At 72.5% G+C, this 17,963-nt stretch carries 12 protein-coding genes; 8 read left to right on the forward strand and 4 right to left on the reverse strand.

What is annotated here, in order from left to right:
- Nucleotides 1-4 precede the first annotated feature (4 nt).
- The 4 genes from ACFC51_RS14900 to hydA all read left to right on the forward strand — a co-directional run bounded on the left by ACFC51_RS14900 (nt 5) and on the right by hydA (nt 4,733).
- Nucleotides 5-1,039 carry a serine hydrolase domain-containing protein gene (locus tag ACFC51_RS14900; protein WP_376528932.1) on the forward strand — a complete coding sequence of 345 codons (1,035 nt, stop codon included), beginning with the start codon at nt 5-7 and terminating at the stop codon, nt 1,037-1,039.
- Nucleotides 1,040-1,170: 131 nt separating this feature from the next.
- Nucleotides 1,171-2,013, forward strand: a complete 843-nt coding sequence (locus ACFC51_RS14905) for a nitrilase-related carbon-nitrogen hydrolase (protein ID WP_376379206.1) — start codon at nt 1,171-1,173, stop codon at nt 2,011-2,013.
- Entirely contained in the window at nt 2,010-3,293 is a 1,284-nt protein-coding gene (locus ACFC51_RS14910) for an aspartate aminotransferase family protein (RefSeq protein ID WP_376528935.1), read from the forward strand. The genes ACFC51_RS14905 and ACFC51_RS14910 overlap by 4 nt, the downstream gene beginning before the upstream one ends.
- Nucleotides 3,294-3,344: 51 nt before the next feature.
- Nucleotides 3,345-4,733 (forward strand): dihydropyrimidinase, encoded by a 1,389-nt coding sequence (gene hydA, locus ACFC51_RS14915; RefSeq protein WP_376379201.1) that lies wholly within the window; start codon nt 3,345-3,347, stop codon nt 4,731-4,733.
- A 90-nt stretch (nt 4,734-4,823) separates the two neighbouring features.
- Here the strand turns inward: hydA and ACFC51_RS14920 are convergent, their stop codons facing one another.
- A complete protein-coding gene (locus ACFC51_RS14920; protein WP_376528937.1) occupies nt 4,824-7,988 on the reverse strand; it encodes a discoidin domain-containing protein in 3,165 nt (1,054 codons plus the stop codon).
- 332 nt (nt 7,989-8,320) lie between these two features.
- Between ACFC51_RS14920 and ACFC51_RS14925 the strand changes: the two genes are divergently transcribed.
- Nucleotides 8,321-9,118 carry a helix-turn-helix domain-containing protein gene (locus tag ACFC51_RS14925; RefSeq protein WP_376379195.1) on the forward strand — a complete coding sequence of 266 codons (798 nt, stop codon included), beginning with the start codon at nt 8,321-8,323 and terminating at the stop codon, nt 9,116-9,118.
- A gap of 30 nt (nt 9,119-9,148) precedes the next feature.
- Here the strand turns inward: ACFC51_RS14925 and ACFC51_RS14930 are convergent, their stop codons facing one another.
- Both ACFC51_RS14930 and ACFC51_RS14935 read right to left on the reverse strand, forming a co-directional pair.
- Nucleotides 9,149-10,420, reverse strand: a complete 1,272-nt coding sequence (locus ACFC51_RS14930) for an alpha-L-fucosidase (protein ID WP_376379192.1) — start codon at nt 10,418-10,420, stop codon at nt 9,149-9,151.
- 192 nt (nt 10,421-10,612) lie between these two features.
- Entirely contained in the window at nt 10,613-11,443 is an 831-nt protein-coding gene (locus ACFC51_RS14935) for an alpha/beta fold hydrolase (protein WP_376379189.1), read from the reverse strand.
- Between the two features lie 512 nt (nt 11,444-11,955).
- Here ACFC51_RS14935 and ACFC51_RS14940 point away from each other — a divergent pair.
- Nucleotides 11,956-12,957, forward strand: coding sequence for a TIGR03842 family LLM class F420-dependent oxidoreductase (locus ACFC51_RS14940; protein WP_376528940.1), 1,002 nt, complete (start codon nt 11,956-11,958; stop codon nt 12,955-12,957).
- A gap of 91 nt (nt 12,958-13,048) precedes the next feature.
- Nucleotides 13,049-14,494, forward strand: a complete 1,446-nt coding sequence (locus ACFC51_RS14945; protein WP_376379183.1) for a flavin monoamine oxidase family protein — start codon at nt 13,049-13,051, stop codon at nt 14,492-14,494.
- A gap of 15 nt (nt 14,495-14,509) precedes the next feature.
- Here ACFC51_RS14945 and ACFC51_RS14950 read toward each other — a convergent pair whose 3' ends face one another.
- Complete coding sequence (locus ACFC51_RS14950) at nt 14,510-16,483, reverse strand: chorismate-binding protein (protein WP_376528941.1); 1,974 nt, start codon at nt 16,481-16,483, stop codon at nt 14,510-14,512.
- Nucleotides 16,484-16,689: 206 nt separating this feature from the next.
- Between ACFC51_RS14950 and ACFC51_RS14955 the strand changes: the two genes are divergently transcribed.
- Entirely contained in the window at nt 16,690-17,886 is a 1,197-nt protein-coding gene (locus ACFC51_RS14955; protein WP_376528943.1) for an FAD-dependent monooxygenase, read from the forward strand.
- The last annotated feature ends 77 nt before the right edge of the window (nt 17,887-17,963 follow it).

Below are 17,963 nucleotides of genomic sequence, written 5' to 3' on the forward strand. Positions count from 1 at the left end.
CGGTGTGACAGGACTGCCGCTGGCCGACCGCCTGGGCCCTCTCCTGGCGGCGGCCGCGGGCCCGGTGGCCGCGGTCGCCGCGGTGCGGGGCGCCGAGCGGACGGTGCTCCTGCGCGGCCCGGTGGACGAGGACAGCAGATTCGAGACAGGTTCGCTGACGAAGACCTTCACCGCCCTGCTGCTCGCCGAGCTGGCCGCACGGGGCGAGGTCCGCTACGGCGACCGCGCCGACCGCTACCTCCCCTTCGGACTGCCCGGGCCGCCGCTCACCCTGCTCCACCTGGCCACCCACACCTCCGGCCTGCCCCGGCTGCCTCCGGGGCTGCTTCCCCGGGCGGTCCGCAGCGGCTGGCTCAGCAATCCGTACGCGGGATTTTCGGAGGACGACCTGCTCGCCTCCTTGCGCCGCACCCGGCCGCGCCACCGGCCCGGGACCCGGGTGCTCTACTCCAACTTCGGCGGGGCGCTGCTGGGTCACGTCCTCGCCAGGGCGGCGGGCGGTACCGGCGGCGACTACCCCGCTCTGCTGGCCGACCGGATCACCGGCCCGCTCGGCCTGTCCCACACCGACTGCGACGCCAACGCCCCGCAGATCACCGGGTACTGGCACGGCCGTCCCCGTCCGGCGCTGCGGATGCCCGGGCTGGTCGCGGCCGGGGCCGTGCGCTCCAGCCCAAGCGATCTGCTGCGCCTCGTCGGCGCCCTGCTCGACCCCGGCTCCGTACCGGACCGCACGCTGCGCACCGCGCTGGCGGACGTCCAGCGGCCCCGGCTGAGCGTGCCGAGGACCGGGGGGCGGCTCTGCCTCGTCTGGAACCTCCGTCCGCGCCCGTCCGGTGCGCTGCTGCACCACTCCGGGGGTACCCGCGGATTCACCGCCTTCACGGGGTTCCTCCCTGCCTCCGGCACGGGACTCGTCGCCCTGACGAACACGGCACCCACCCCTCTCGCGCCCTTCGTCCAGGCGGCGTACGGGACCCTGCGCGCACTGGACGCCCGGCCCCCGGAAGGACATGGACCGCTCGGGTGTGAAACGTGATCGACTCCGCCGGTTCACGGCGATGGTCTTGCCCCGGTGTGTGACGGGGCTTACGTTCTCCTCCTACGCACCGTGTCTACGGGCGTAGAGAAACGTTGAGGCTCTCTGACGCCGCGTCGAAGGAGCAGCTCATGTCCCACGTCGTACGCGCCGCACTCGTCCAGGCGACCTGGACCGGCGACACCGAATCCATGATCGCCAAACACGAGGAACACGCTCGGGAGGCCGCCCGGCAGGGCGCGAAGATCATCGGCTTCCAGGAGGTGTTCAACGCCCCCTACTTCTGCCAGGTCCAGGAGCCGGAGCACTACCGCTGGGCCGAACCCGTCCCGGACGGGCCGACCGTCCGGCGCATGCAGGACCTGGCCCGGGAGACGGGCATGGTCGTCGTCGTACCGGTCTTCGAGGTCGAGCAGTCAGGCTTCTACTACAACACCGCGGCAGTGATCGACGCCGACGGCTCGTACCTCGGGAAGTACCGCAAGCACCACATCCCGCAGGTCAAGGGCTTCTGGGAGAAGTACTACTTCAAGCCCGGCAACATCGGCTGGCCGGTCTTCGACACCGCCGTCGGCAGGGTCGGCGTCTACATCTGCTACGACCGGCACTTCCCCGAGGGGTGGCGCCAACTCGGACTGAACGGAGCCCAGTTGGTCTACAACCCGTCGGCCACCTCGCGCGGGCTCTCCGGCTACCTGTGGCAGCTCGAACAGCCCGCGTCGGCCGTCGCCAACGAGTACTTCGTCGCCGCGATCAACCGCGTCGGCCAGGAGGAGTACGGCGACAACGACTTCTACGGCACGAGCTACTTCGTGGATCCCCGCGGTCAGTTCGTGGGAGAGGTCGCGAGCGACAAGGAGGAGGAACTCCTCGTGCGCGACCTTGACTTCGGCCTGATCGAGGAGGTCCGGCAGCAATGGGCGTTCTACCGCGACCGCAGGCCGGACGCGTACGACGGGCTGGTGGAGCCGTGACCGGACTGCACGAGCGGCACCTGGCCGTCAGCCCCGAGTGGCTGGCGCTCTACTACCGCGACCCGCTGGAACTCACCCACGGCGAGGGCCGCCACGTCTGGGACGCGGACGGCAACCGCTACCTCGACTTCTTCGGCGGCATCCTCACCACGATGACCGCGCACGCCCTGCCCGAGGTGACCAAGGCCGTCTCCGAGCAGGCCGGCCGCCTCATCCACTCCTCGACCCTCTACCTCAACCGCCCGATGGTCGAGCTCGCCGAGCGGGTGGCGGCGCTCTCCGGCATCCCCGACGCCCGTGTCTTCTTCACCACCTCGGGCACCGAGGCCAACGACACCGCCCTGCTCCTCGCCACCGCCCACCGGGGGTCGAACCAGATCCTGGCGATGCGCAACAGCTACCACGGCAGGTCGTTCTCGGCGGTGTCCATCACCGGCAACAGGTCCTGGTCGACCACCAGCCTCTCCCCGCTGCAGACGCTGTACGTCCACGGCGGGGTCCGCACCAGGGGACCGTACGCCGAGCTCAGCGACGAACGGTTCGTCAAGGCCTGCGTGGCCGACCTCGAGGACCTGCTCGGACACACCAGGGGAGTGGCGGCGCTCATCGCCGAACCCGTCCAGGGCGTCGGAGGATTCACCGCACCGCCCGACGGGCTGTACGCCGCGTTCCGCGAGGTCCTCGACCGGCACGGCATCCTCTGGATCTCCGACGAGGTGCAGACCGGCTGGGGGCGCACGGGCGACCACTTCTGGGGCTGGCAGGCCCATGCTTCGAGCGGGCCGCCGGACATCCTGACCTTCGCCAAGGGCATCGGCAACGGCATGTCCATCGGCGGGGTCGTCGCCCGCGCCGAGGTCATGAACTGCCTGGACGCGAACTCCATCTCGACCTTCGGAGGGTCCCCGGTCACCATGGCCGCCGGCCTCGCCAACCTCGCGTACCTCCTGGAGCACGACCTCCAGGGCAATGCCCGCCGGGTCGGCGGGCTGCTCATCGAGCGGCTGCGGGCCGTCGGGGCCGGTCTGCCGGGCGTGCGGGAGGTACGAGGCAGGGGGCTCATGATCGGCATCGAGCTGGTGAAGCCCGGCACCGACGAGGCGGACCCGGAGGCCGCGGCGGCCGTACTCGAAGCGGCCAGGGAGGGCGGGCTGCTGATCGGGAAGGGAGGCGGCCACAGCACCAGCGTCCTGCGGATCGCGCCGCCGCTCTCGCTCACCGTCGCCGAGGCCGAGGAGGGCGCGGAGATCCTGGGTGAGGCCCTCAGGGCCGCGGGCTGAACCGGCCGCGCCGGCCGGGAACCCCTGATCCGAAGCGAATGGAGCTGAACTGTGGCACGCACTCTGATCACCGGTGGTCTGGTCATCACCGCGTCCGACGAACTCCACGTGGACGTGCTCGTCGAGGAGAGCCAGGTCGTGGCCCTGGCCACTCCCGGCAGTCACGGGTGGACGGCGGACCGGGTCATCGACGCCAGGGGGAAGTACGTCATCCCGGGCGGGGTGGACGGCCACACGCACATGGAGATGCCCTTCGGCGGCACGCTGTCCGCCGACACCTTCGAGACGGGGACCCGGGCGGCCGCGTGGGGAGGGACCACGACGATCGTCGACTTCGCCATCCAGCCGAAGGGCGGCTCGCTCCGGGAGGGCCTCGACGCGTGGCACGAGAAGGCCGACGGCACGTGCGCCATCGACTACGGCTTCCACATGATCATGTCCGACGTGAACGAGTCGTCCCTCAAGCAGATGGACCGGCTGATCGAGGCCGGCGTGACCTCCTTCAAGCTCTTCACCGCGTATCCCGGGGTGTTCTACTCGGACGACGGGCAGATCCTGCGCGCCATGCAGCGGGCCGGCACCAACGGCGGTCTGATCATGATGCACGCGGAGAACGGCATCGCCATCGACGTCCTCGTGGAACAGGCCCTCGCACGGGGGGAGCGCGACCCGCGCTACCACGGGGAGGTCCGCAGGGCACTCCTGGAGGCCGAGGCGACGCACCGCGTCATCCGGCTGAGCCAGGTCGCCGGTTCCCCCGTCTACGTCGTGCACGTCTCCGCGCGGGAAGCGCTGGCCGAGCTGACGCGGGCCCGCGACGAGGGCCTGCCCGTCTTCGGTGAGACCTGCCCGCAGTACCTCTTCCTGTCCACCGACAACCTGGCCGAGCCGGACTTCGAGGGCGCCAAGTACGTCTGTTCGACACCGCTCCGGCCGAAGGAGCACCAGGCGGCCCTGTGGCGGGGGCTGCGGACCGACGACCTCCAGGTCGTCTCCACGGACCACTGCCCGTTCTGTTTCAAGGGCCAGAAGGACATGGGCGTCGGCGACTTCTCCAAGATCCCCAACGGCATGCCGGGCGTGGAGAACCGGATGGACCTGCTGCACCAGGCCGTGGTCGACGGGCACCTCTCCCGCCGTCGCTGGATCGAGATCGCCTGCGCCGCCCCGGCGAGAATGTTCGGGCTCTACCCGCGGAAGGGGACGATCGCGCCGGGGGCGGACGCGGACATCGTCGTGTACGACCCCGAGGCCGAGCAGACGATCTCCGCGCAGACGCACCACATGAACGTCGACTACTCGGCGTACGAGGGCAGGCGGATCACCGGACGGGTCGAGACGGTCCTGTCGCGTGGAGTCCCGGTCATCGAGGGCGGCGCGTACGTGGGGCGTGCGGGCCACGGGGCTTACGTACCAAGGGGGTTGTGCCAGTACCTGTGAGCCGGGGCCCGGCCGGCGACGCCTCCCGCATCCCCGGCTGAGCCCCACCCCCGACCGGACGGTGTACGTCCGGTCGGGGGGTCCGGTGCGCTACCCGGGAAGTACCGACAGCGCCCTGAGCCGTGCGTGCCCGCTGCTCCAGCCCGCTACGTCGAGCGCCACGTAGCGAGCGGTGGTGCGCGTGGAGAGGCTTCCGGTGCCGCCACGGACCCGGAGCCGCCCGCCGGACCCGTAGGTGACGCCGTCGGTGCTGAACTCGACGCCCGCCTCGGGGACCCTGCCCGGGGTCCACTCCGCGAGGACGCGCTCGACCGGGAGCGGGGCCCCGAGATCCACCACCATCCGCGCGCGGTCCCGCCCCGGTGTCCACGCGGTGCGGGCGTCGCCGTCGACCGCGGCCGAGGGATCCGACATGCCTGCGGGGAAGGGGCCGTTGGGGAAGGTGTCGCAGCCGAGCGCCGCGTCGCCGAGCGGGTGGGCGACGGTGCCCGGCACCGACAGCGTCACGGGCCGGCCCCGGCGCAGCCGGACCTTCTCGCGGCGGCCGTTGCCCGCGGTGACGAACAGGTCGCACGACGGCCCGGTCAGGCGCACCGTCGAGGCGTCGAGCACCTCCGCCCGGACCCCCGCCGGGACGGCCGCTCCCGTCGCCGAGCGCAGGGTGAAGCGGGCCGCGGCCACCTGGGCCGTCGCGCCGTCCAGCTCGGCCTCGAAGTCCGTCCCGGTGGCGGTCACGAGCTGCGAGCCGGCGTAGAGCTGCAGGACTGCCCCCTGCCGGGGCACGGCCACCACGGTGGAGACGGCGTCCGGTGAGAGATTGAACAGACTCAGGTGCCCGCCGACGGTGCTGGCGCGCACGACGGAACTCGCGGCGCGCGGAGCCTCCAGCGCGGCTGACGCACGCACCGCGGCGGGATCGCCCGACGGATGACCCTCCACCGTCAGGGCCTCGGCCGGACCGTCCGACAGCACCACCACGTCGCCGTGGACGGTCAGGGGATTCCGCGCGCCGCGGACCACCAGCCCGGCCCTCCCGTCCACCGAGAGCCAGCCCCCGCGGCTCGTGAGATCGGGCTCGGGGAAACGGATCAGCTCGGTCCAGGTCTCCCCGTCGTCGGAGCCCTCCACCCGGTACACGGACGCGGCCGCGGACTCCCACGCCAGGGTGACGTGATCGAACGCCGTGACGCTGCCGAGGTCCACGGTCAGCCAGCTGTCCTGACGGTTCCTCTCGCCGACGGCGACGGCCCAGCGGCTCGTGTCGTCGCCGTCCACCGCGCGTTCCGCCTCCTTGCCGGACGTCGCCGACGAAGCGGTGGCGACGCGGCCGCGCGCGAGGTCCGGGCCCTCGGCGCCGTCGCGGACGGAGAAGGTGAACAAGGAGTACCCGTACTGCGGATGGCCGGAGATCCCCTGCATCCGGACGAAGCGGTGGGAGCTCCGGGGGAGTGGCAGGGTGTCGACGCGCGGGCCCGGCCCGACCGCGGTGGTGCCGCTGTCCGCGGAGTCCACCCGGGCCGATCCCTCGGCCGCGGTGTACGTGCGCCGGCCGTCCAGGCCGGCCAGTCCCGGCATGGTCAGGTTGTGGAGCCGCAGACGCCCCTCACCGGCGGCCGTGCCGCTCGTCGCGTAGACGACCTCGCCGGACGGCAGGGTGGTGAACCCGGCGAACCCGGAGTCGAGCTGGAGCAGGGTGGCCGTCGCGTCGAACCCGTCGCGGACCTTCCGGTACGCCGTGACCGACCGCCGGAGCACCTTTCCGCCGGTGGACGGCAGGAACATCGGGGTGTTCCCGCTGAGCGCGAACAGCCAGTCGTCGTGTGCCGGCTGCCACGCGAACTTGACGAAGCCCGGCTTGCTGACCGAGGCCGCCCAGGCGGACGGGGTCTGCTGGACCACCAGGCCGGGGCCCTCGCCGAAGTCCTTCACCCCCGCGGCCCGGGCGAAGAACTCCTCGTCGGACAGAGGTGCCACGGGGCCGTCGTGCGCCGCGCGCCACCGGTGCAGGAGATAGCTGATGGCGATCTCGGCCCGTGCCTCGGGTTCGTACTTCGCCTCGCCCGAGAACTTCGCGAGCCGGTCGGCGGGGGCGTAGCCCTGGTAGGGCACCAGCCGCTCCGCCATCGCCGCCTCCGCCCAGGCGGCGGCGCGGTCGCCGGTCACCTGGGCCAGGAAGGCCAGCGGGATCACGTCGCGGCCGTAGAGGTGTTCGCGGTCCGCCACCATCGGCATCAGCGGCTCGCCCGCGTCGCTCATGACCAACTGGAGCGTGCGCCACAGGGGCGCCGCGTTCGGCTGGGCGGTCAGGACCTCGGGCATGGGTCGCCCCGCCGTGATGAAGTGCGCGGCGTTGCGCCCGGAGGTGCGCCACAGCTCCGCCTGGTAGTGCGGGCCGAAGGAGTTGTGGTTCTCGACGATGAACGAGTCGTACAGGTTCGTCGCGGTGTTGGCGCTCACGGGCACGCCGTCGACCAGGGCCGGGTTGGCCAGGTCCGCCGCAGGCAGCCCCGCCTCGTTCCTCGTCCACCGGCCGAAGGCCGCCGCCCAGCCGGCGTGCCGGGGATCGGAGCCGGCCCAGGCGAGGCCGGGCGCCAGGGACTGGGCGTAGACGCCCATCTCCTCCAGCTTGGTGTCGCCCACGTGGCCGCCCTCGAGCCCGTTGGGCGTCCAGCTGCCGGAGGCGGGGTCGTTGCCGCTGCCCAGCGACGCGGTGTACTGGGCCTGTTCGGCGACGATCGTGTCGACGTTCTGCCGGGTCGCGGGGTCCAGCCGCTCCCAGAGCAGTCTGGCCGCGAGCACGAAGTACAGCTGGAACGTCGTGTCGAAGAACAGGGTCCGCCCCCACTCCGTGCCGCCCGCACAGCGGTTGGAGGCGGCGAAGTGCTCGATGGTGGCCAGCGTGCGGGCGAGGAGGGTCTCCTCGGTAATGCCGGCGCGCTCGGGGTCGAAGGTCCCGTGGGTCAGCAGCACGGCGTTGCCGAGCACCACCGCGAAGCCGAAGTCCTTGGCCGTGTAGTGGCCGCGAGCTGCGTCCCACTGCGTCTCCGCCCAACGGGTATGCGTCAGCAGAACCTGGTAATAGGTGTCCGCCACGCTGTCCCGGCCGGTGTCGAGAGGCCGGTGGCCGGCGGCGGCGACTGGTCCGGCCGCCGCCGACTCACCCGCGACGGACAGCGGGCCGACGGTCAAAAGCCCCGTAATACCGGCGAGTTGGAGAAATCTGCGCCTGTCGAAGGGGGTCGCGTGACGTGACATGAGCGTGCTCCGGGATGTTGACAACGTTGTCAGATCGAGGGTCATCCTTTCCCCCGGGCCGGTGGCCGTCAAGGGTTCTCGCTCACTCGCCGCACCAGCGCCGCGACACCCGTTCCGTGTCGGCGGGTCCCTCACCTCGTCCTCGTCCCGGGCCGGCACGAGGACCTGTGCCATTCTGCTCGAGGCCGCATACGACCGGATGCGGGGCGGCGGGCAGGACGACTGCCGTAGCGGTGTGTCAGCGTCCGTCGCCGCGAGACCGGACCGTCCGAGGGAGGGGCAGTGGTTCACCCGAGTCCGCCCGGCGTCTCCCCCGTCGCCGGGGTCCGCGCGTGACCCGGGGCTTCCGGGGCCTGCCCGGACGGACCGTCGCGGTTCGGCTGGACGAGCCGCCGCGGGTGTTCAGCCTCGGCGTCGGGGTCCATGGCACGACGAGTCCCGTCGACGTGTTCCGGCTCCCGGACCTGTGGCAGCTGCACCTCTACGGATACACCGCCGAACTCGTCGTCGACGGCGTGCTCCACATCGTCCGGCCGGGGCACGTGAGTCTGGTCCCGCCGGGGGCCGAGGTGCGCTTCCGCTACCGCGGCCGGTCCGAGCACCTCTACGCGCACCTGAGCCTCTCCGGTACGGGGGAGGCGGTCACCCTGCCCGTCGTCCAGGACGCCGGTGCACGGACCCCGGCCCTGTCGGACGTGCTGCTGCGGGCCATCGCGGTGGCGCCGCGCGCTCCGCGCCGGGCGGACGCCGAGATCTGGACCGCGCTGTGGGAGCTGGCCGAACTGGCCGCCCCGGCGGGGCGCGAGAACGGTCCGCACGCCTCCCTCGCCGCCGCCGTCGCCCACATCGAGTCGCATCTCGCGGAGCGGCTCCTCGTCCCCGACGTCGCCCGGGCCGCGGGTGTGTCGCACAACCATCTGCTGCGCCTCTTCCGGGCCGGGACGGGCGCCACCGTCGTGGCGTACATCCGGCAGCGGCGGATGGAGCGCGCGCGGCACCTGTTGCGGGAGTCGACCCTGCCGATCCCCGCGGTGGCCGCGGCGGTCGGAATCGACGATCTGCAGTCGTTCAACAAGGCGTGCCGGCGCGAACTGGGCGCGTCGCCCCGCGCGGTGCGCGCCGGCAGCTGAGCAGGACGGACGGCCTTGGCCGGGGAGGGCTCAGTCGCGGCCGGTGCCCCGGTAGAGGTCCAGCTCCCCGTCGAGCTCGACGGCCAGCACGGTCGCGCACGGGTCGACGTCCTCCGAACCGGGGGCGTCGATCCACAGCACGCCGGGCACGTCGTGGAGTCCGCCGGTCACCCGGTGGGCCAGCTCGGTGCCGGTGCCGAGCACGGTCACCCGCTCCACCGTGTTGCGCAGGCCGCGCAGCGACACCGATTCGCGCGGGGTGTCGAAGCAGATCAGATGGAGCGTGCGCCGGTCGGCGGAGAGCGTGCTGGGACCGTAGTGGTGCCCTGCCGGCAGGCCGGCCACCGTCCCGTACACCGCCCGTTCGTGCCGGGTGATCCATGCCCCCAGGCCCTCCAGCCGCTCGGCCTGCTCCGCAGGGATGGTGCCGTCCTCCCTCGGCCCGACGGCCAGCAGCAGGTTCCCGCCCATGCCGATCGTCTCGGTGAAGTACCGCACCAGCTGGCGGACCGACTTCTGGTTGCGGTCCCGGTGCTGGTGGCCCCAGGAGTCGTTGACGGTCAGACACAGCTCCCAGGGTCCGTCCGGCGCCACGAGGGGCACCCCCTGCTCGGGTGTGGCGTAGTCGCCGTGGCTGAGCATGCGGGCGTTGAGGACGGTCTCGGGACCGGCCGCGAGGATCTGCCCGGCGAGCTCGCGCAGGCCCCACTGCTCCTCGCTGCGTTCCCACTCCCCGTCGAACCACAGCAGATCGGGGCGGTAGCGGGAGACCAGCTCGCCGACCTGGGCGTTCCGGTAGGCGAGGTAGCGTGCCCACGCCTCCGGGTCCTCGATCCCGTCCGCGGGGGCGACGAGGGGGTGGGTGACCACGTCCTCGTTCGGCGGTTCGGGATGGACCACGCTCGCGTAGTCGGGGTGGTTCCAGTCCGAATGCGAGTAGTACAGACCGACCTTGAGGCCCTTCCGGCGCAGTGCCCCGGCGTACCCGGCCACGAGGTCGCGTCCCGCGGGGGTCCTCCGTACGACGTCGAGATCGCCGTGGGCGGTGTCCCACAGGGCCACGCCGTCGTGGTGGCGCGCGGTCAGCACGGCGTACCGCGCGCCGGCCCGGGCGAAGAGGTCCGCCCAGGCGTCCGGGTCGTACGCGGACGCGGTGAAGCCTTCCAGCTGCCGCATGTACTGCTCGTGCGTCACCAGGCCGTCGTAGAACGACCAGGACTCTGGGACGCCGTCCACGGCGTAGATGCCGTAGTGGAGGAAGATGCCCAACTTGGCATCGGGGAACCAGGGCTGCATGGGCATGGGATCAGTCCTCGGTGCACGGCGGGAAAGGGCGGGCGGTTCCCGCTCCGCCCACGCTAGGCCGGGGCGGCCGGCCGGCGCGTGGGCGGCGCTCACCCTCACTGGTCCGTTTTCACCATGCTGTCCGGAGGACCGAGGTGGTCGGGCGGGACCGTGCACACTCCTCGGCCCCGCCGGCCCGTCTCGCGGGGCCTACTCCTTCACGAAGGCCAGGAGGTCCGGGTTGATGACCTCGGGATGCGTCGTGAGCATGCCGTGCGGGTAGCCCTCGTAGCTCTTGAGCCGGCCGTCGGCCACCAGTTTCACCGACAGGAGCCCCGCGTCCTCGTAGGGCACGACCTGGTCGTCCGTCCCGTGGGCGACGAGGACCGGCACCTGGATCTTCTTGAGGTCCTCGGTGAAGTCGGTCTCGGAGAAGGCCTTGATGCACTCGTAGTGCGCGTTGGCCGCGCCCCGCATGCCCTGCCTCCACCAGTTGTCGATCACCCCCTGCGACACCTTGGCGCCGGGGCGGTTGAAGCCGTAGAAGGGGCCGGAGGCCACCTCGATGTAGAACTGCGCGCGGTTGGCGGCGAGGGAGGCGCGGAAGCCGTCGAACACCTCGATCGGCGTCCCGCCCGGATTCGACGCCGACTTGACCATGACCGGGGGCACGGAGCTGACGAGCACGGCCTTGGCGACCCGGCCCGGCTCGGCCCGGGCGACGTACCTGGCCACCTCGCCGCCGCCGGTGGAGTGGCCGATGTGCACCGCGTCCCGCAGGTCCAGCGCGTCGGTCACCGCCGCCACGTCGGCGGCGTAGGTGTCCATCTCGTGTCCGGTGGCGCTCTGGCTGGAGCGCCCGTGACCCCGCCGGTCGTGGGCGACGACGCGGTAGCCGTGGCTGAGGAAGAACAGCATCTGGTTGTCCCAGTCGTCCGCGCTGAGCGGCCAGCCGTGGTGGAACACGATGGGCTGCGCGTCGCGCGGGCCCCAGTCCTTGTAGAAGATGCTCGTGCCGTCGCTGGTGGTGACCGTGCCCATGTCGATCCTTCCGCTGAATCGCTGACTGCTGATCGCTGACCGCTCGTGCGGGGAGGGGGACGTGCCGGAGCGCCTCGGCCGAAGGGGTTCGGGGGCGCCTCGACAAGGAACCGCCTGTGCGGCCGACCCCACGAAACGATACCTTTCCCGGGCGAAACCCTCATTTCGACCCTCGGTGCGGTGGTGCGCGGGAAGCCCCGGCGATGCGTGCGAACCCGCTGACCACGCCCACCCGCATACGGAAGCTCCGCGCGTAGAGTCCCTCTTCCCAAAGGCCCCGAAGCGGTCCAGGATTGTCCCCCCGCGACTCGCGCTCCGAGGGGGCCGCGTCGGCGGGGCGGGCGCGGCTCCATGTGGAAAGCTCTGCCGGAACACGTCTCCGGGAGCGCGCCCGCGGTCCTTCCGCCCGCCCACGCAGCCGTACCGGCGGCGCGGGCGGCCCACCACCGTCCCGGTCACGGCTCACCGTCCCCGCGCCTCACGTGTCAGTACTTCCACAAGGAGCATCTGTCATGGATTTCGGACTCGTCCTCCAGACCGACCCACCCGCCTCGGCCGTCGTCGGACTCATGCGCCGCGCGGAGAGGAACGGCTTCCGCTACGGCTGGACCTTCGACTCGGCCGTGCTGTGGCAGGAACCCTTCGTCATCTACAGCCGGATCCTGGAACACACCGAGCGGCTGGTGGTCGGCCCGATGGTGACCAACCCCGGCACCCGCACCTGGGAGGTCACCGCCTCCACGTTCGCGACGCTCAACGAGATGTACGGCAACCGCACCGTCTGCGGCATCGGACGCGGGGACTCCGCGATGCGGGTGGCCGGCCGCAAGCCGAACACGCTGGCCAGGCTCGGTGAGGCCATCGACGTGATCCGGGACCTGGCCGAGGGCCGCGAGGCGACCGTCGACGGACAGCCGCTCCGGCTCCCCTGGGTGAAGGACGGCCGGCTGCCCGTCTGGATGGCCGCGTACGGGCCCAAGGCGCTCGCGCTGGCCGGGGAGAGGGCCGACGGATTCATCCTCCAGCTGGCCGACCCCTACCTCACCGAATGGATGGTCAAAGCGGTACGCGAGGCGGCCGCGGCGGCCGGCCGCGACCCGGACTCCGTCACCATCTGCGTCGCGGCGCCGGCCTATGTGAGCGAGGACGTGGAGCACGCGCGTGAGCAGTGCCGCTGGTTCGGCGGCATGGTCGGCAACCATGTGGCCGACCTCGTCTCCCGGTACGGGGAGCACTCGGGTCTCGTTCCCGAGGCGCTCACCGCGTACATCGCGGGCCGCTCCGGCTACGACTACAGCCACCACGGCCGCACCGGGAACCCGGACACCGCCTTCGTCCCCGACGAGATCGTGGACCGCTTCTGCCTGCTGGGACCCCCCGAGGCCCACATCGCGAAGCTCCAGGTCCTGCGGGACCTGGGCGTGGACCAGTTCGCCGTCTACAACATGCACGACGCGCGGGAGGCGACCATCGACGCCTACGGATCGACGATCATCCCCGCACTGTCCGCCTGACGCCCTCCGGACGACACCCGATCGGCAGCCGCTCCACGGGGCAGGAGCACGAGGAGCACTGTTGTTCGGCTGATCGGAACGGAGAACGCCCATGCGTGAACCCACGCAGACGGAAGTACGCCGCGCCTTCGACAGCGGCATGCCGGGGCTACGGCCCCCGCGGTCCGTGATCGTCATCGGAGCCGGCCTCGCCGGCCTGGCCGTCGCCCATGAACTCGCGGCGCGGGACTGCGAGGTGACCGTCCTGGAGGCGGACACGCGGCCAGGCGGGCGCGCCTACACGTTACGGGCGCCGTTCGCCGACGGGCTGCACGCGGAGGCGGGCGCGATGACGCTGACGCCGCACTGCCACTACGCGATGCACTACCTGCGCGAACTCGGCGTGGAGACCGAGACCGCCGACCTCTTCGACACCACCTTCTCCTACTTCGCCCGGGGACGGTTCTTCACCCCCGGCCCGGAGGACGTGGCGGCCGCAGGACTGGCACTCCACCCGCACGAGGCGGAACTCGGCGTCGCGGGCATGATCAAGCGGTACGTGACAGCCGTCGGCGACAGCCTCCAGCCGGACCTCGGCGCCCCCGACTGGGAGGCCACCGAACGGCTCGCCCCCTACGACGAGCGGTCCGTCCACCAGGTCCTCACGGACGGTGGCGCCTCCCAGGCGGCGATCGATCTCATGGAACCCATGTTCCTTGAGATGCGCGGAGGCGACCTGAAGACGGCGTCGGCGCTCTCCTGGCTGCGCCACGAGGCGAGCCCGCACTCGCTCAGCAACGCCGATCCCCGCTGGGCCAAGGTGAAGGGCGGGACCGACCGGTTCCCGCAGGCGTTCGCGGAACGCCTCAAGAGCAGGATCCGCTACCGCTGCCCGGTGGTCCGCGTCGAACAGGACGAGGAGCGGGCCCGGGTGACCTACCTCGACCACGGGAGCCTGCGGACGACGGAGGCCGAACGGGTCGTCGTCACCGTCCCGTTCAGCGCGATCCGGCACATCGACTTCACCGACGCGGGTCTCTCCCAGGCGAAGCACGACGTGATGCGGCGGGTGACGTACTCGTCCGTGGTCCGGGTGTACCTGCAGATGCGCCGCCAGTTCTGGCCGCAGCGCAACGCCAGCTTCTCCACCGACCTGCCCGTACGCTGGATACGGGACGCCACGCCCCAGCTGCCGGGACCCAGGAAGATCATGGAGTGCCTGATGACGGGGTGGCGCGCCAGGGCGGTGTCCGTCATGACGGAGGAGGAGCGCCAGAACTTCGTGCTCACCGAACTGGAGGGGATGCTCCCCGGGGCCCGCGAGCACTTCGAGACCGGCACGTCCGTCTGCTGGGACGAACGGCCCTACGCGGAAGGGGCGTACATCCTTCCCGAGCGCGGGCACAGCGCCCTCATGCCGGTGATCCGCAGGCCCGAGGGGCGTGTCCACTTCGCCGGGGACCACGCCGGCTTCGAACCCAACGGCGGGTCGATGACCTTCGCCCTGGAGTCCGCGGCACGCACCGTCCTGGAACTCGGCAGGACCACCACCCCCTGAGGGGCCCGGCCGGGTTCAGCTCAGGAGCGAGGCCAGCACCTCGGCGCCGCGGGTCGTCATGACCGACTCCGGGCGGAACTGCACGCCCCGGACCGCCGCGCCGTGCATCGCGATCAGCTCCCGTCCGTCCGGGCCGGGACACAGGGGGGGCGGGGCCTGGCGCACGGGCGGGGCGCCGGACGTGACCGCGTAGGCGTTGCGGAAGGCGGCCCTGATCCGCCGGCCGAAGACCTCGACGTCCCTGCCGATCCCGGTGCCGGTCCTGGCCGTGATCCGCGCGCCCGGTACGGCGGCGAGCGCGAGCAACTGGAAGCCGAGTCCCACCCCGGCCACCGGGGCTCCGTCCGGCCGCCGCCCGTGCACGAGGGAGGCGCTCACCTCGCGGAGCGCTGCCATCCGGGGATCGTCGGGGTCGTCGGGCCGTCCGGGTCCGGAAGCCAGCAGCACGGGCCCCCGGTGCCGTGACAGGGTGTCGCCCGCGCCGGGCTCCCCGTACCCGACCACCTCGGCCGGTCCGTGCACCGCGGCCACCATGTGGACCAGGGAGGCCAGGTCCGCGCCGCCCGTGGAGAGCACGAGCACCCGGTCGCCGCGGGCCCCCGGCGTGCCGTGTCCGCCGCTCGTCCAGAACGACGAGAGCGCCGCGTGCCGCCGGGCCAGGGCATCCCGCACGGGTCCGGCGGCGGTCTCCGGGCTGTCGGCGGTCTCCGGGCCGGTGGTGGCGGCGGTCTCCGGGCCGTCGGCGGTGGCGATGGCGGCGGCGGTGCCGTCGTCCGGTTCGGGGCGCGGCGGGGAGGGCGTCGTGAGGGCCGTCAGCAGGGCGCGTGCCTTGGTCCGCGTCTCGGCCGCCTCCGACTCCGGTGACGACCGGCTGCCGACGGTCGCCCCCACCGACAGCCGCGCGCGGCCCAGATGATCGATGTCCAGGGTGCGCAGCACCGCAGCGGAGTCCAGCTCCTCGTCGCCCCGTGCGTCGCGGCCGATCAGGGCGAGGAGCCCGCCGTAGTAACCCCGGCCGGTCGTCTCGTGGTGGTGGATGGCGCGGCAGGCCTCGGCGTAGGGGCTTCCCACCGCCGTGGAGGCGAACATCGCCCGTGCCAGGGTCCCGCGGGCATCCGCCACCGCCGGCCCGCTGATCCGGCACTGCGTGTGCAGCAGATGGGCCATCCGCCGCAGGAACGGCCCCTCCACCCGCACCCCCGGGCCGGCCAGCCCGCACAGCACCGCCAGTTCCGCGTCCACCGTCGTCGCCAGCTCCTCGGACTCCTTGCCGTCGGCGAGGAAGGCGAGCAGGTCCCCGGCGCGCGTCCCGTGCCGGGGACGGCGGTACGTGCCGCACAGGGGGTTCATCACCACCCGGTGGTCCTCGACGGCCACATGGCCCTGCGGGGTCGCCCCCACCAGGGTGGTGGGCCGCTCACCCCCGGTGTGCACGAGGAACGTCCAGTACGCCCCCGACTCGCCGGTCAGCAACCGGCGGAACAGCTCCACCGCGACGGCGGGGCGGAAGCCGGGAAGCAGGGCGGTGCAGTCGCGCCGCAGCAGGACGTTCAGCCCTCCACGGGCGGCGTCCGACGCGGCGAACTCGCGTACCAGCGACGCGTACCGGGCGTCGTCCGTCGTGAATCCCGCGTCCTGCCACCGCACGGGTGCGCCGCCGTGGGCGCCGAGCGCGGCCTCCGGCAGCACGTGGTGCTCGGAGACCCGCAGGACGCGCAGGGGAATGCGGTCGTCGTGGCAGGGCAGGCCGTGCTCGGCCATCTGCCGGAACGGCAGCAGGGCCAGCGTGCCCGGCCCCGGCGAGGTGCCGGCCGGCCCGGCGTCGTCCAGCGAGCGGACCGTCTCCATCTCCCCGAACAGCACCTCCACCGGGCCCGGGCCGCTCCCGTCGGTGCGGTCCCTGCGGAGCAGGGCGAAGGGCGGCGGCGCCGTCCCGTACAGGCGCTCCAGTACGCGCACGCTGCTCATCCCGGAGTCCTCGGGCCTCATGGCCGGCTCCTCTCTCGCCCCGCGGGGCGGTGATGTACGGGTCCTTCGGATTCAACTGGGCTTCATCGGACAGGAGTTATGGCCTGACGGGCTTCACGTCGTCCGTCGGACGGTCCATCCGCGCCGGTCCGGCCGATCCCACGGGCCGGGCGCCTCGGCTGCCCCGCGCGCCGCCGAACCACCCGACCGATTCCCAGTGAGGTGTCATGCGTATCGCGATCATCGGAGCCGGCCCCGGCGGCCTCTACACGGCCGCGCTCCTCAAGCGGCTCAGGCCCGGATGCGAGATCGACGTCTGGGAGGCCGGCGCCCCCGACGAGACCTTCGGTTTCGGCGTGGTCCTCTCCGAGGGCGCGCTCGGCGGCATCGAGGCCGCCGACCCCCGGCTGTTCGCCCGCCTGGACGCCGCGTGCGCGCGGTGGTCCCGCATCGACGTCCACCACCGCGGCCAGGTGATGCGCAACGGGGGCTACCGCTTCTCGGCGATCGGCCGGCGCGTCCTGCTGACCATGCTGCGCACCCGCTGCGCGGAGCTGGGCGTGACCGTCCGCTACGGCACCCGCGCCCCGGAAGCGGCGCTGCTGGCCGGGACGTACGACCTGGTGGTGGCCGCCGACGGGGTCAACTCCTCGACGCGTGAGGCCCATCGCGAGGACTTCGGAACCGAAGGGGGCACACGCGGGTCGCGGTACCTGTGGCTCGGCACCGACCGGACCTTCACGGCTCTGACCTTCGCCGTCGCCGAGACGGAGTTCGGCCCCATGCACGCGCACGCCTACCCGTACGCCCCCGGCCTCAGCACGTTCATCGCCGAGGTCGACGACCACGTCCGGGAGGCCGCCGGGTTCACCGACGGGGACGCCGGCACACCGGGGGGCGGGCGGGACGACCACGGCACGGCCGACGCCGGCCGGATCGCCGGATTCTTCGCCGGGGTGCTGGACGGCCACGGGCTGCGGACGAACCGGTCGCGGTGGGCGCGTTTCTCCGTCGTACGCAACCGGCGCTGGAGCCACGGGAACATCGCCCTCCTCGGGGACAGCGCGCACACCACGCACTTCTCCATCGGATCGGGGACCAGGCTGGCCATGGAGGACGCCCTCTCCCTGGCCCTGGCGGTCGACGGACACGGAGCGGTGCCCGACGCCCTCACCGCCTACGAGGCGGAGCGCCGGCCGGACGTGGAGTCCATGCAGCGCACCGCGAGGATCAGCCAGGAGTGGTTCGAGGAACTGGACCGGTACACCGACCTCGGCCTGGAGGCGTTCAACGCCCACCTGATCACCCGCAGCGGGCGGCTCACCCAGGACGACATGCCCTCCTGGTCCCCTGACCGTGTCGAGCTGGTCCGCGACCGGTTCGCCCGCGCCGACAGCCGGCTCCGCGGCGCCGCCGCGCACTGATCCGGCGGATGTCGCGACGGGCCCCCCGGCCGGAGCGACCGGGGGGCCCGTCGCCGGAGTCCTCCGGCACCGGGTCG

The organism is Streptomyces sp. NPDC055962 (assembly GCF_042270185.1).
Taxonomy (GTDB): Bacteria; Actinomycetota; Actinomycetes; order Streptomycetales; family Streptomycetaceae; genus Streptomyces.

What these genes read in the sequence shown, in the direction of transcription:
- ACFC51_RS14905 (WP_376379206.1), top strand. Translation starts at nt 1,171, where the DNA reads ATGTCCCACGTCGTACGCGCCGCACTCGTCCAGGCGACCTGGACCGGC.
- ACFC51_RS14920 (WP_376528937.1), bottom strand. Translation starts at nt 7,988, where the DNA reads ATGTCACGTCACGCGACCCCCTTCGACAGGCGCAGATTTCTCCAACTC.
- ACFC51_RS14930 (WP_376379192.1), bottom strand. Translation starts at nt 10,420, where the DNA reads ATGCCCATGCAGCCCTGGTTCCCCGATGCCAAGTTGGGCATCTTCCTC.
- ACFC51_RS14935 (WP_376379189.1), bottom strand. Translation starts at nt 11,443, where the DNA reads ATGGGCACGGTCACCACCAGCGACGGCACGAGCATCTTCTACAAGGAC.
- ACFC51_RS14940 (WP_376528940.1), top strand. Translation starts at nt 11,956, where the DNA reads ATGGATTTCGGACTCGTCCTCCAGACCGACCCACCCGCCTCGGCCGTC.
- ACFC51_RS14945 (WP_376379183.1), top strand. Translation starts at nt 13,049, where the DNA reads ATGCGTGAACCCACGCAGACGGAAGTACGCCGCGCCTTCGACAGCGGC.
- ACFC51_RS14950 (WP_376528941.1), bottom strand. Translation starts at nt 16,483, where the DNA reads ATGAGGCCCGAGGACTCCGGGATGAGCAGCGTGCGCGTACTGGAGCGC.
- ACFC51_RS14955 (WP_376528943.1), top strand. Translation starts at nt 16,690, where the DNA reads ATGCGTATCGCGATCATCGGAGCCGGCCCCGGCGGCCTCTACACGGCC.